This is a genomic window from Luteimonas sp. TWI596, from assembly GCF_039674105.1.
Taxonomy (GTDB): domain Bacteria; phylum Pseudomonadota; class Gammaproteobacteria; order Xanthomonadales; family Xanthomonadaceae; genus Luteimonas.
Map to the genome: position 1 here is coordinate 123,804 of NZ_JBDJMU010000011.1, position 13,232 is coordinate 137,035.

At 62.6% G+C, this 13,232-nt stretch carries 10 protein-coding genes; 1 reads left to right on the forward strand and 9 read right to left on the reverse strand.

The window, feature by feature from the left end:
* Nucleotides 1-149: 149 nt before the first annotated feature.
* From ABE487_RS10570 to ABE487_RS10605, 8 genes are all read right to left on the reverse strand, one after another.
* Nucleotides 150-2,381, reverse strand: a complete 2,232-nt coding sequence (locus ABE487_RS10570) for an NADP-dependent isocitrate dehydrogenase (RefSeq protein WP_346452762.1) — start codon at nt 2,379-2,381, stop codon at nt 150-152.
* Nucleotides 2,382-2,600: 219 nt separating this feature from the next.
* On the reverse strand, nt 2,601-2,879 hold the full coding sequence (locus ABE487_RS10575; RefSeq protein ID WP_346452763.1) for a hypothetical protein: 279 nt from the start codon (nt 2,877-2,879) through the stop codon (nt 2,601-2,603).
* Nucleotides 2,880-3,010: 131 nt separating this feature from the next.
* Nucleotides 3,011-3,244: a hypothetical protein gene (locus tag ABE487_RS10580; protein WP_346452764.1), complete on the reverse strand. Its 234-nt coding sequence runs from the start codon at nt 3,242-3,244 to the stop codon at nt 3,011-3,013.
* Nucleotides 3,245-3,298: 54 nt separating this feature from the next.
* Nucleotides 3,299-3,622, reverse strand: a complete 324-nt coding sequence (locus tag ABE487_RS10585; protein WP_346452765.1) for a SymE family type I addiction module toxin — start codon at nt 3,620-3,622, stop codon at nt 3,299-3,301.
* A 109-nt stretch (nt 3,623-3,731) separates the two neighbouring features.
* Complete coding sequence (locus tag ABE487_RS10590; protein ID WP_346452766.1) at nt 3,732-4,424, reverse strand: hypothetical protein; 693 nt, start codon at nt 4,422-4,424, stop codon at nt 3,732-3,734.
* A gap of 564 nt (nt 4,425-4,988) precedes the next feature.
* Nucleotides 4,989-6,422, reverse strand: coding sequence for a macro domain-containing protein (locus ABE487_RS10595; RefSeq protein ID WP_346452767.1), 1,434 nt, complete (start codon nt 6,420-6,422; stop codon nt 4,989-4,991).
* Between the two features lie 7 nt (nt 6,423-6,429).
* Nucleotides 6,430-7,767, reverse strand: a complete 1,338-nt coding sequence (locus tag ABE487_RS10600) for a DarT ssDNA thymidine ADP-ribosyltransferase family protein (RefSeq protein WP_346452768.1) — start codon at nt 7,765-7,767, stop codon at nt 6,430-6,432.
* A 537-nt stretch (nt 7,768-8,304) separates the two neighbouring features.
* Nucleotides 8,305-10,923, reverse strand: a complete 2,619-nt coding sequence (locus tag ABE487_RS10605) for an AAA family ATPase (protein WP_346452769.1) — start codon at nt 10,921-10,923, stop codon at nt 8,305-8,307.
* 1,294 nt (nt 10,924-12,217) lie between these two features.
* On the opposite strand from ABE487_RS10605, the gene ABE487_RS10610 reads away from it, so the two are divergent.
* Entirely contained in the window at nt 12,218-12,922 is a 705-nt protein-coding gene (locus tag ABE487_RS10610; RefSeq protein WP_346452770.1) for an aspartate/glutamate racemase family protein, read from the forward strand.
* 203 nt (nt 12,923-13,125) lie between these two features.
* Here the strand turns inward: ABE487_RS10610 and ABE487_RS10615 are convergent.
* A partial coding sequence (locus tag ABE487_RS10615; protein ID WP_346448448.1) for a transposase occupies nt 13,126-13,232 on the reverse strand: 107 nt, incomplete at its 5' end.

The window sequence follows — 13,232 nt, forward strand, 5'->3', positions numbered from 1 at the left end:
TCCCGAACCGCCGCCTGTGCTCTTCTCCCTCCCCCGCCTGCGGGGGAGAGAGCAAGCAACTCTCTCCCAAACCGCCGCCTGCGCTCTTCTCCCTCCCCCGCTTGCGGGGGAGGGCCGGGGAGGGGGCGAATGCAGCCCGGACGACCGACTCAGCCCTGCAACGTCGCCAGCGCGTCGTTGAAGGTGGCGCTGGGGCGCATCGCCTGCGCGATCTTCGCCAGATCAGGGTGGTAGTAGCCGCCGATCTCCACCGGCTTGCCCTGCGCGCCGTTGAGCTCGGCGACAATCGCCGCTTCGTTGTCCGACAGCGCCTTGGCCAGCGGCGCGAACGTCGCCTTCAGCTCGGCATCGTCGTCCTGCGCGGCCAGGGCCTGCGCCCAGTACAGCGCCAGGTAGAAATGGCTGCCGCGGTTGTCCAGCTCACCCACCTTGCGCGCAGGCGAGCGGTTCTCATCGAGGATGCGGCCATTGGCCGTGTCCAGCGTTGCCGCCAGCACCTTGGCCTTGGCGTTGTCGCGCGTCTGGCCCAGGTGCTCGAGCGATGCGGCCAGGGCGAGGAACTCACCGAGCGAATCCCAGCGCAGATAGTTCTCTTCGACGAACTGCTGCACGTGCTTGGGCGCCGAACCGCCGGCCCCGGTCTCGAACAGCCCGCCGCCGGCCATCAGCGGCACGATCGACAGCATCTTCGCACTCGTACCCAGTTCCATGATCGGGAACAGGTCGGTCAGATAGTCGCGCAGCACGTTGCCGGTCACCGAGATGGTGTCCTCGCCCTTGCGGATGCGCGCCAGCGAGAACGCCGTCGCTTCGACCGGCGGCAGGATGCGGATGTCCAGGCCGCTGGTGTCGTGATCCTTGAGATAGGTCTCGACCTTGGCGATCACCTGCGCATCGTGCGCACGCGCGCTGTCGAGCCAGAACACCGCCGGCGTCGCCGACAGGCGTGCACGGCTCACGGCCAGCTTCACCCAGTCCTGGATCGGCGCGTCCTTGGCTTGGCACATGCGCCAGATATCGCCGCTCTCGACCGCGTGCTCGAACACCACGTTGCCGTCGGCGTCGCTCACCCGCACCGTGCCGTCGGCGGGAATCTGGAACGTCTTGTCGTGCGAGCCGTACTCCTCGGCCTTCTGCGCCATCAGGCCGACGTTGGGCACCGAGCCCATCGTCGCCGGATCGAACGCGCCGTGCGTGCGGCAGTCCTCGATCACCGCCTGGTAGACGCCCGCGTAGCAGCGGTCCGGGATCACCGCCTTGGCATCCTGCAGCTTGCCAGCGGCGTTCCACATGCCGCCCGAGTCGCGGATCATCGCCGGCATCGACGCATCGACGATCACGTCGCTGGGCACATGCAGGTTGGTGATGCCCTTGTCGGAGTTGACCATCGCCAGCGCCGGGCGCTGCGCGTACAGCGCATCGATGTCGGCGCGGATCGCGTCCTGCTGGTCCTGCGGCAGCGACTGGATGCGCGCGTACAGATCACCGATGCCGTTGTTCGGATCGAAGCCCACCTTGGCCAGCGCATCGGCGTACTTGGCCAGCACGTCGCGATAGAACTCGCCTACGACCACGCCGAACATGATCGGGTCGGAGACCTTCATCATCGTCGCCTTGAGGTGCAGCGAGAACAGCACGCCCTGCGCCTTCGCATCGGCGATCTGCGCCGCGACGAACGTCGCCAGCGCCTTGCGCGACAGCACCGCCGCATCGACGATCTCACCGGCCTGCACCTTCACCGGATCGCGCAGCGCAGTGACCGCGCCATCGGCGCCGACCAGCTCGATCGTCAGCGCACCGGCCTTGGCGATCGTCGCCGAGCGCTCGCTGCCGTAGAAATCGCCAGCGTCCATGTGCGCAACGTGGGTCTTCGAATCCGACGACCACTTGCCCATGCGGTGCGGATGCTTGCGCGCGTACGCCTTCACCGACGCCGGTGCCCGGCGATCGGAGTTGCCCTCGCGCAGCACCGGATTGACCGCGCTGCCCTTGACCCGGTCGTAGCGCGCCTTCGCGTCGCGCTCGGCATCGTCCTTCGGCGTATCGGGGTAGGCCGGCAGGTCGAAGCCCTGCGCCTGCAGTTCAGCGATCGCCGCCTTGAGCTGCGGCACCGAGGCGCTGATGTTCGGCAGCTTGATGATGTTGGCCTCGGGGGTGGTGGCCAGCGCACCGAGCTCGGCCAGGTGGTCGCCGATCTTCTGCGCGTCGGTCAGCCGCTCCGGGAACTGCGCCAGGATGCGCCCGGCCAGCGAAATGTCGCGCGTCTCGACCGCGATGCCCGCCGTGCGCGTGAACGCCTCGACGATGGGCAGCAGCGACTGCGTGGCGAGGAACGGGGCCTCGTCGGTGAGCGTGTAGAGGATCTTGGGGGTATCGACCATGTCGGGCGTGTCTCGTCGGAAGTCGTCGGGGAGAAAACGCACCATGGCCACCCGGCGCAGCCCGCGGCTGCCCCGTGGCGCTGCATCCGCAAGGGGACAAGGCCATGGCACGCGCGTCGCGAACGACGCAGCGCCCCGCATTGTCGCGTGTTTGCCGGGGGCGCGAAAGGCGACGGGCGCGTGCGGGACATACGGGACAGGATGGCGCCCCGGCGAGTGTTAAGAGGTCAGGCCGCGCGTCGCGTTGCGCCGTCGTGCGAAACGGGCCTCCACGTCCTCGTTCGAGGCCAAGCCGCCTCGGGTCGCAGACTCGATAGCGCGCTGAACTTCATTGCGAAACCAAACCTCGTAACTTGCGGAGGTCTGCGTTTGGCGAATGAACTCGCCCATGAAGCTTCGCAGCAGCTGTGCGCTGCTACAGCCGATGGCCTCGGCAGCCTTGGCGAACTCGATCTTTAAGGCGGTATCGACCCGGAAGGTGATCTTCGCTTCTTTCATGACAGCCTCCTCGGGCTGAGGTGAAACAGGAGTCCTGCATCGCGTCGGCACGAATACCCCATGCGCCTGGGCAAGCTCGAAGTGCCTGTTCCATCGACATCGATTGGATTCGGGCTGCCACTGTCTCGCGATCACGCATCCGTGCTGGAGGCGGGCGGCTTGCGCCTGGCATTGCCCGATGATTCGGGTGACGGCCCGGCATCGATCCTCTGTCTGGGGCTTGCGGCTGACGCGGTATCGGGGCACAGCGCATCGATCAAGATGCGCCGGGCCTCGTCTTCTATCGAATGGCCGTGTTGCGCTGCCAGGAGGCGCAGACGCGCGAGCATGTCGTCGTCCAGGTCATGGAGAGTCAAGCCGTCCAAGCGATCGTCTCCAAGCCGAGGGTGATGTCATGGATCGCGCGGTATCGGCGCATATCAGGTCTCCGCACCATCGACCGTCAGCATCAATACGCCCTTGCCAGCGGTGATGCGCAGACGCGTACCGACGTTGAAGCCCAGTGCGTCAAGCCAGAGCCCGCTCAAGCGCAGGTAGGGCACCTCGTCGTCGCCCCGGTAACGATCGTGCACTGCGTAGTGGTGATAGCCGACCGTGCAACGCCGTGGCCGGCGCGAGCGACGGGGCTTGGCGGGGTGGTCGTGACCGAAATGACGTGGGGTGCCCGCATCGGTAGGTGATGAGGGCGCGCCGGCTCGGGCTCCGCTAATGGAAATGTCGAGGGTGTCGGTGCGGCGGTACATGGGATCCTCCATGACGAACGTGCGCTCACAACAGCGCAAAGGGCAGCGACAACGGGAGCGGGCCCGCCGCTGCGCAGCAGCGCAGCGGCGAACCCGACCCGTCAGCCGATCAGTGCAGGGCGAGTTGTTCCGACACACGCGCAGGCGATGCGACGCCGTACGCCGGCCGGTCCTCGCGCACGCCGCTATGCGACTTGGCGCTGCGCTCGATCAGCTGATCCTGCACCTGCTCCAGAATCTCCCGGACGGCATCGGCGCCCTCCGAGATCGCCAACCCCAGCGTCGGCACCGTGGCATCGGCCAGATCGTCCTCATGGCCCGACGCCAACACGTCGCCATGGGCCATCAGCGTTTGCACCAGCCGGTCGAGTGCGTCTGCCTGATCGATGGTGACGCCGAAGACATACGCCTCCGGGATATCGATGGCACGTGCCGGCGAATCCGTCGTGGCGTACGGCGTTGCATAGGGCGTCGCTTCCGGGTCGTCCGCAGGCTCGCTCGGTGGCGCGGCAGCGTCGTTGGTCGCCGTTGCGGCACGCGGCTTGGACGGCGCGTCCGGACGTGGCCGCCACGCCATGGCCTCCAGTACCAGTTCGGCTTGCTCCGCCAACATCGCCAGGCACGTGGCGAGTTCGCCGTGGCTGACCTCGGGCGGGTCGTCCAGTTCCTCATCGCGCGTACGCGGCTCCGCCAGACGCGACAGAAACTCCATGTGGTCGCGCAGCTTCGCCAGCCGCGTGCGGTCGTCCTCCGGCAGAAAGTAGCCAGCCCGCTCGGTGTCGTGCGTGTCGTGGTTCGACATGATGTTGCCTCCTTCAGTCCATCGAAGTGACCCGCCAGCCGGAAACGGCGACGGGAAGTCGGGAGGCTAGAAACCGCACACAGACGGCGGGCGTATTTCCCCGAAGGGTGTTGTATTAGCCGCCCTCCCGACGCAGGCAACGCGTCGGTTGTGCTCGAAAGGATCTCGGGCACAAAAAACCCACCGGTTTGTCGGAGGTGGGTACCGCTGTGTGAGGAGTTTCTAGGCTCCGGGGTTGAGTGTGCGAGGAGGATGCGTGATTGTCAAGCGGTCTGGCCCCTTTTGGCCAGAAACCGTCTTTCACTGTAGATGGGGTGAATGACCGGTATCGAAATAAGTCGTCGTCTTGCTCGTTAACAGCAGACGCTCATACTGATTTGTCGTGGTCGCTCAACCGAGAGAAATCGGAATCCGGAATTTGAAGCCGGTTCAAGACACGTCGTGCTTGGTGGCCGCGCACGGGCCCGCCAATCTGCGTTCCAAATCCTACGTGTAATCCAACTCGCTGCCCAGTGCTCGAGGAGCCATATATATCAAGCTATGAAGGCACCTTCCTCGGCTCATCTAGCTTTCATTTCCAGCAGGAAGCAGGTGTGCGATGCGCTCGCGGTCGATCTTAGACAGGGGCGTAGGCAGTTTAAGCGAGACCACAACGTCGGCTCCATTCCACTCACTCAGCAATTCAAGCCACTCCCGGCGTACCGCTTGCGGAACCTTGCCCCACGCGATTGTGACGACATTGGCAGCACTGCCAGCGGCTTCTGGCACCCTGGTTGTCGATGCCTGGTCTACAATGCTCGCCTCCGAGTTGTATTCGCACGCGTTCACTGAATCCGGTTGCCCCAACCGGTCCGCGTCTACGGCGCTGACTAGATGGCCGATGTCAGGCGCTCCATCCTCCCGACGGCGGGAAATCCGGCGAGCGCCGACACTGGCAAGTGCCTCGCGCATGTGCATGGGCGTGGTCTCGTAGTGGATATAGGAAATCTGTGTCTGTGCCCATTTGCCGATGCCTTTGGCGGTCAACCAGTCCGCTTCCGGATCCGAGAGCAGCATCGCCGCAGCGTTGGCACAGAGCAGATCCTGCGCCTGAGCGAACAGGTGGCGCGACCATTTCGCGTTAGCAGGCGCAGCAGAAGCTAGCGCCGGTGATCTCACTGGGTCAATAGCCGGTCGCCTCGCGATCGCTTTGCGGGTGAGCACGCCGAACGGGAGAAGCAACAGCGTGTTGATGCCTTGGTCGACAAATACTTGGGCAATTTCCTCACTCACCTTCGCGCCATGAACCAGCGCCACTGTCGCCGCGCTTTCGGAGCGTGCGAGCTCGCCTGCGACGGCATGAAGCGCCTGAATCTCGCGCGCCCCCGGTGTGCGGGAGGGCAAGAGCGCGATCCACTTGCGCGACAGCGACTGCTCCTTGCCGATCAGGTAGATCGGGCTATGCAGTTGCAGCGCCGGCACTGCGCCGGGCTCCACCAGCCGATAGCCGAGCTTCTCGGTGCTTTCGAGCTCGTCGTCCGTTGGCACCTCGATAGCCGAGCGTCCCGCCTGCCGCGATGCGGATGGTGCAAACACCAACACGCGTGCATCTATGTCGCCGAGCTTGCTCTGGATCATCACTGAGACCCGGCCCCAGTCTAGCCCGCCGTGTCCGCATCCCAGCGCAGGCAGCGCGACGGTTACCGGCCCCATGCTGTCAAGATAAGCGCGAAGATCGTCGAGGCCAGCGTCAATATCCTCGTAACGAGACGGATCGCGCCAGTCGCGCTTGGTGGGGAAGTTTATGATCCAGTCGCCTTCTAGAGACTTCCAGACGTGCATCCTCCCTGGGCGAACCCGGCCATCCTTGCAGGCGTACAGATAATCCTTGAACATTGCGGGGTAGCGCTGCTTAAACGCGAGGGCGACGCCAGCGCCCATAACGCCGACACAGTTCACCGTGTTGACGCGGATGTCCGCCGGAGTATCGAACATGTCGCCTTGCGTGAATTCCAGCATAGCGCGCTTACAACGCCTCCTCGATCGCTTTCAGGCAGCGAGCATAGAGCGCCTTTGCTGCCAGTTCTTTCCACCAATGTTCAACAAGCACGGTAGTGTCAGCCTTGCCAAGGGCAAAGAGCATGTCGAGTTCTTCCTTGCTATCGATAACATCGACAATCTGCTGTTCGTCCCGCTCTTTGCCAAGCACGTCGCCGACAAGGTCATGGTAGCAGACCAGTTTCATCAGCTTCCTGACCGACACTTTGCTAACCGTGCCGACATGCTTGATGAGGATCGCCACCATCATCGGCATTGCTCCAACCGGATGATTGGGATCGACCTTCTGCAGCCCGTCATTCGTGTCCCACCGCGCCCGTGGCCCTTTGCCGATGTCATGGAGGTAGCCGGCGATCTCGACTAGGAGCTGCGGCTCCTCCTCGAGTGCGGCGAATTCCGGCAGCGACAAGAGTCTCTCGACCACCTCCTTGGTATGGACGTCAACCGTCCGCTTGTGCACGCCATTTTCGGATTTGAGTCCGACGAGTTCGGCAGTCTCGGGCAGGCAGCCGAAGTCCGCGCGCAGCCCGTTGCGCAGTTCCTTCAGATTCGTGAACTTCGCGGTGCTGGCATGTGAGCCCGCATGCTCGTTCACAGCGGCGCAAGCCTGTTTGAAGGTCATCGCGATCTCGCCTGGACCTTTGACTACACTTGCAGTGCCCCCGTTGGCGAAATCGGTGAACCAATGCGGCCTTTCCCTGTTGTTCTGAAACTGGATAGCAGGAAATGGCGTCGCTCCGACGATCGCTTGGACCCGCTTCTTCACGTCTTCGTTCCAGACAACGCAACGCGTGGCGGCGGTGACAGGAAGCTGCCCCCGAACGAGCAGCTCCGCCATGCGCCGGTGCCGAAAATTCTCGTCAACATTGCCCCACTTGCGGCAGTCGATCGCCGCCCAGTCGAGTTTGTGGAGGTCTGCGGGATCGCTGTAGAAGGTGGGCGGAACCTGCGTGTTAGCCGAGGCGTTTGAGAACACCGCGCAAGGCTGATCGACCAGCGTGATCGGAAACTCGAAATAGAGGATGTCGTATTGGTCGACATTCTTTGCGTTGACCACGCCGAGAAGCATCGGACTGACCGAGCCGAAGTAAAGCGGCACATAATCATGAACACATCCGCCGGGCGCGCAGGTGACTTGCATCGCGGCACGACGTTTCTGGATGCCAGAAGAGGCGATCGAGCGGTGCTTCTTCGGGAACTGGGGGTGATTATTTGATAGAAATCCGTGCTTCAGCAGACCGGGCAAATTGTCGATGTGGGAGAAATGGTAGACGTAGCGATGCGCGTGGGCGGCTGGAATTCGCATTGGTATCATCCATGTTGTTTTATGTACCGCGTCAGTTTTCCTTGAGGCTTGAGCCGCTGAGATATTTCGCTACTTAATTGCGTCTGGCGCAGGAAAATACAGATCCGCGAATTTGAAACTTTCGTGCTCGCGTTGCAGGATTTGCCAGAAGGTAGGAAGAATCATGCTCGAATGCCTTGGGGCGGATTAATCAAAATATGCTATATGCCTGGCAGCTTGGCTTAGTCAACCAGTGTGCTTCATCGATTCTCTCCCAGCTTCTGTGGATAAATGAATCCGAAATTCTGAGGATGGGTTCGTGAAAGAGACTCGCATCGAATCCTTGGATTAAGCATCGCCACGCCGCGAAGCGGCGTTTGCTTGGATGATGGAATGGACTCCCTGCCTTTCAAGAACCGTCGAGATGCGCGCTGCCATCGAAGGCTCGTTCCCGACTCTCTTGTCGTTGTGCAGGCGCTCGACATGATCAAAGGACGGTTTCGGCCGAATTGGCCCGCCGTTCAGAGAGAAATCCCCGTTGGATTGATTGAGTTCATGCTACCGCTTTCCCTCCGCGGCGCTTTTTGCCCGCTTCTCGAAATCATCGATCCACGCCCGAAGCGCAGTGGCGTCGGCGATGATCTCGTCGGGATCGGGCAAGCGGGCAGGCGTTTCGTCCGGCTGGGAGTGCTCAAAGGCAGAGTACTTCGACATCAAATCATCGATGTAGATGCAATCTGCAGGTTCGATGGCCACCAGCTTCTTGAGTACTCCCATCGTTTTTATCTCGCGGCGGAAGCGCCCAACGATATTCGCGCACAAGTGAATTTCCACCGTGCGTTCCACCAGGATGCGGAAGGTGCTGCAGGCATCCTTTAATGCCATTTGCTTGAACTTCGGTTCCAGGTTTTTAGCCGCGCCCATGTCACTGACGAGCTGGCCTAGCCCGGGCTTTGGCTTCAGTGAGAACGTGTCTACCGAGGATGGCACGCCCGTCTGATGCCCTTCCCGCCTGATCGCGATGACCTTACAGCGGACCTTGGAGCCCTTCTCGACGCGCTTCTCGTGCGCGTCTTGCAGTAGGGCAATAAGCGACAACCGGTGGGTGAACACGATGACTTGACGGCTCTCTGCAAGCTCGGCGATCCGCGCGGCTACCGCCTCCTCGAACCGCTGGTCCAGCGATGAGATAGGGTCATCGAACACGATAGGAATAGAACGATCGCTTCCGGTTGCATCGGCCAAGAACGCGGCCAAGGCAATGAGCCGCTGCTCGCCCTCGCTCAACACCTCGCGGTTGTGGACGGCCTGTTTGGGAGCTAGCAGTTCCGCGCAGAACGTGAATCGGCCTTTGCCTTGGGACTTGTGATTCATTACCACCGGCAAGCCTTTGCCGCCCAACTTCCGCATCTCGGCATTGAAGCGATCGCAGAACCCTTGGGCCAACTCCGCGCTGGCGATCTCGTTGTTCTTCGTCGTGAGCGTGTGCGTCGCCGTTAAGCGGATGGCTGTCTCAAGCCTTGCGACCATTGTCAGGCGTTTGACCTCGGCTTGTATGGCGGAAACGTTCGCAGCCAGCCACTCCTTGCCCCGCAGCTCGAGCAGCCGCTCCTGACTGGCTGTCCTGCCTTCCACGTCAATCAGCCCAGCAAGTTGATCGCGCTCCAGTTCCAAATCTGCGGTCCGTTTGGCATGCGCGGCGTGCCAAACCGACCAATCCACGCTGGGGACGCCCGCGATGTCGGAGGCTGTCTTCAAAGCACTGGTTCGCGCGTCCACGGCCACTCGCAGTGATTCGCCAACGGCCACGTCCAACCCAATGGCTTGGCTCACGGCGGCCCACACTTGCGCGTCGGGTGTGATCGGCAATGTCTTGGTCAGGTCGCTAACGTGCGTTTCGGCAGCCGCTGCGTCGGCTTGGAGTTTGTTCTGAATAAACTCGGAGAACCCGAGCATGCGCGCTTTAGCGTCGGCGCCGAGGCCCTGTTGGCACAGCACGCACCTCGCCCGTTCGTCGACGTTCGGGTGCTCGTGATCCGGGTAGGCCGAGGCCTTAGAATACGCTTCTGCAGCCGCCCACAAGTTGCGCCAAACCTTTTCTCCAACGCCCGTCAGCGGCATCTTGTCGAAGAACGCGGTCGCGTGCGCGCTAGCCGCCGTTCGCTTGCCGATGGCTCCAGCTCGAGCAGCGATGATTGCGTTGGCTCGGTCGACGGAAGTGGCTGCTTCTCGATCTAGCGCCGATTGCTTATTCTTGGCGAGCTGCTCCAACTGCTTGACCACCTTGGTATGGAGCTCGGCCGGGTTTGCCTGTGCCAAGGCCGCTTCCAAGGTCACCCGCTCCACGCGCTCCTGGTCGGACACGCTGCAAGCAGCATCAATGGCCGCTTCTTGGGCTTTAGGCTTCAGAAGCCCTCGAAGTGCCGCAGCAGCCTGCGATTGGCACAAGTCCGCATCTATTTGCGGCAGCTGTTTCACAAGCAGGTCCGCTCGCTTGCGCAGGTTGGCGCCGACGCGATCAGAGATCTCGATGAGACGTCCCATGAACACCATGGACCCAGGCATGTGCGTAGCCGATGTCGCGTTTTCGCCGAACTCCACGGACGTCACGGTGTCGAATATTGGAATCGCTTTCAGCTTAGTCAACGGCCCATTCGCCAGATCCCACACCAACCTGGACGTTTCAGCCGCCGGCCCGTTTTCATCAACTGCCCTGACTTCCACAGTTGCAGCGGGTTTCTCGGTGGCGCCCAGAAAGACGTGGCCATGCATGGGACCCGCCAAGCGCGCCCCGCATAAATGTTTGGTCAAGCGCGCGTACCCGGATTTGCCGGATCCGTTGGGGCCATACACGATCGTCAAATCCGAGTCCCCCAGTTTGAGCTGGGCTTGATCGCTCAACGCATTGACACCACGGATATCGAACAGCCGTTCCAGTCGCAGCCCTGCGCGCCCCGGGGTGCCGGCAATCGCGCCTGGCGCCAGCAGAGCGGATTCCTGGTTCAACGTCTTTGCGGCTTCTTTCAGGCAGTGATCTGCCAGCGCGTCGATGCCTGCCTCATCCGGCGTGCGCCGGTGGATGATCAGATCATGCGCGGCTGCCCGCAACCAACTAGTCTTGCTGTTCAACCACGCCTCGATCTCAATCGGCGCGGAGCCTTCCTCTTGGCTCGTCATGGATATCTCCCCCCCAGAGATGTCTTGAGGCCCGTGGGCTCAAGGCCTGCCAGGCGATGTTATCACCAGACTGCCCCGGACTTTGCGGGGTTTCATTGCTGATCAATTCCGATCTTGAGGTGCGTTTTACGCCGAGGTCAGGCTGGCTCGCCATGGCCATCCTGCGATGGCGGCGAGTCGGATCTGACCGTGGAGGACTCTCTAGACCGAGTGAAGCTGCGGTACCCTTTGAATGTCTGCTTCGGGGCGATCGTGGACTTGCCCGGTCGGTCAACGACTGAACTTAGCGGTGTCGTAGATTCTGCGGTGAGCGCTCGGGAACCTATCGTACTAACAGCAAAGTGCTGGCGCGGACCGCTGGCGGCGCTCGACCTTCGTTCGCGACACAGACGCCCGACAAAGGCGCGCCGGATCGCCTCCAAGTTCACCGTCATCGACACGAACGCACTCCGCCCGGTCGAGGGGGAAAACATGGGTCGGGCGTCCTCCCAGAAGAAGCTGTCGTACCAGGCGTAGACATACTCGCGCCCCGTCATGTTCCACAGTTGCACGTCTACGTGCATGCGGGGGGGTGATGCGGAACTTCGCGCGCAGGTCGAGGACCGCGAAGCCGCTGAACTTGTCGGTGATGCTCTGCTCCTCGAGGTAGTAGTTGACCTGCACCTGGACCTGTAGACTTAACTGCAGCCGCATCGCTTGCCTCGTAGCCGAGCCCGAGGTTGCTAATGGTGCGCGGCGCTCGCGGCGACCTTGTTGCCTTGGATCGAGATGCCGGGGAGCGGCCGTCGCGCTCGATCTTCGCCTCCCGATACGCGTGGGATGCCCACAGCGTCTGTTTGTCGCCGTTCCGGGCATCCATCTGCAGCCCCACGCCTGGCGGCGGGTCTTAACCAGCACCATAGTGGTGTCGGTAGCGGGCATGCTCGAGGCTCCGTTCTCCGCGTCCCGCTGCCACACCGCCGGGGTGCCTGGCTGCCGGGGAAAGGGATTGAATCTGGGCCGGCCTCCATGTCGTGCTGGTTAAGCGCGAATCGCCGCCTGGCCGGGCGTGAAACGGGCCGGTTTGGGCCGCCGGTGAGTATTTGCAACCTGCGCCCAAGTCGGCGTAGAGGCTGTCGTTGGCTACGGGCCCGTACCCAAGCTGAGCTGGATTTGTTCGATCGCGCCGTAGTCCTGCGGCGGCCCGCGCACGCTGCCGGGCAACTGATGGCACCGTCGAAGGTCAACGCGCCCCGGCTGCCCTATCCTCGAGCGCACATTGCGCCCTCCGCCGCGCCACGTATCGAGGACCGCCATGAAAACACTCGGCCTGCTCGGCGGCATGAGCTGGGAATCCACGATTCCCTACTACCGCACGATCAACGAGACCATCAAGCAGCGGTTGGGCGGTCTGCATTCGGCCCGAATCGTGTTGTTCAGTGTCGACTTCCACGAGGTCCAGCGGTTGCAGCACGCGGGGCAGTGGGAGGCTGCGGGCGCGCTGCTGGCGGACGCGGTGCGGCGTCTGCAGGCGGCGGGTGCGGAGGGCCTGGTCTTGTGCACCAACACCATGCACAAGGTGGCCAGGCACATCGAATCGGCGGTCGAGATTCCATTGCTGCACATCGCCGATCCGACGGCCGAGGCGATCCAGGCGCAGGGTCTGCGTCGCGTTGGGTTGCTGGGCACGCGTTTCACGATGGAGCAGGATTTCTATCGCGCGCGGCTGGAGGCGCGGCATGGCTTGCAGGTGCTGACGCCGGCGCCTGACGACCGCGAGGTGGTGCATCGCGTGATCTACGACGAGTTGTGCCTGGGCCGCGTACTGGACGCATCGCGCGCGGCGTATCTCGCGATCATCGATCGCCTGGTGGCCGAGGGCGCGCAGGCCATCATTCTCGGCTGCACCGAGATTTCGTTGCTGGTCGAGCCGCAGCATGTGCCGCAGGTGCCATTGTTCGATACGACGCATCTGCATGCGGTGCATGCCGCGACGTGGGCGCTGTCGCCGTCTTGGTGATGCCTGAGCCAGTTCGATCAAGTTGCGGGTCACAGTACGCGTGCTGTCGTTCTCTCGATCGGCCGATGGGGAAGGTCTGGGCTGTTGACGCTTCCAGAAGGCGCTTGCAGAATCCACGCACCACTCCGCCCTTGTCGCGCCATTGGGTTGGCTCAACGGCTTGGGATAGAAAAGCCGCCACTCCGTGGTGGCTTTTTTTAGGTTCATCGCTGAATTCCGGGGAAGGCTGCGCGGATCTTCAGGAAGAAGTACTCCTGATCGCGGTACCCGTAGGCACGGCGCTTGATGACCTTGATGGTGTTGTTGATGC

Excerpts from the sequence above, each read along its gene's own strand:
- ABE487_RS10570 (WP_346452762.1), bottom strand. The coding sequence starts at position 2,381 with ATGGTCGATACCCCCAAGATCCTCTACACGCTCACCGACGAGGCCCCG.
- ABE487_RS10575 (WP_346452763.1), bottom strand. The coding sequence starts at position 2,879 with ATGAAAGAAGCGAAGATCACCTTCCGGGTCGATACCGCCTTAAAGATC.
- ABE487_RS10585 (WP_346452765.1), bottom strand. The coding sequence starts at position 3,622 with ATGTACCGCCGCACCGACACCCTCGACATTTCCATTAGCGGAGCCCGA.
- ABE487_RS10590 (WP_346452766.1), bottom strand. The coding sequence starts at position 4,424 with ATGTCGAACCACGACACGCACGACACCGAGCGGGCTGGCTACTTTCTG.
- ABE487_RS10595 (WP_346452767.1), bottom strand. The coding sequence starts at position 6,422 with ATGCTGGAATTCACGCAAGGCGACATGTTCGATACTCCGGCGGACATC.
- ABE487_RS10600 (WP_346452768.1), bottom strand. The coding sequence starts at position 7,767 with ATGCGAATTCCAGCCGCCCACGCGCATCGCTACGTCTACCATTTCTCC.
- ABE487_RS10605 (WP_346452769.1), bottom strand. The coding sequence starts at position 10,923 with ATGACGAGCCAAGAGGAAGGCTCCGCGCCGATTGAGATCGAGGCGTGG.
- ABE487_RS10610 (WP_346452770.1), top strand. The coding sequence starts at position 12,218 with ATGAAAACACTCGGCCTGCTCGGCGGCATGAGCTGGGAATCCACGATT.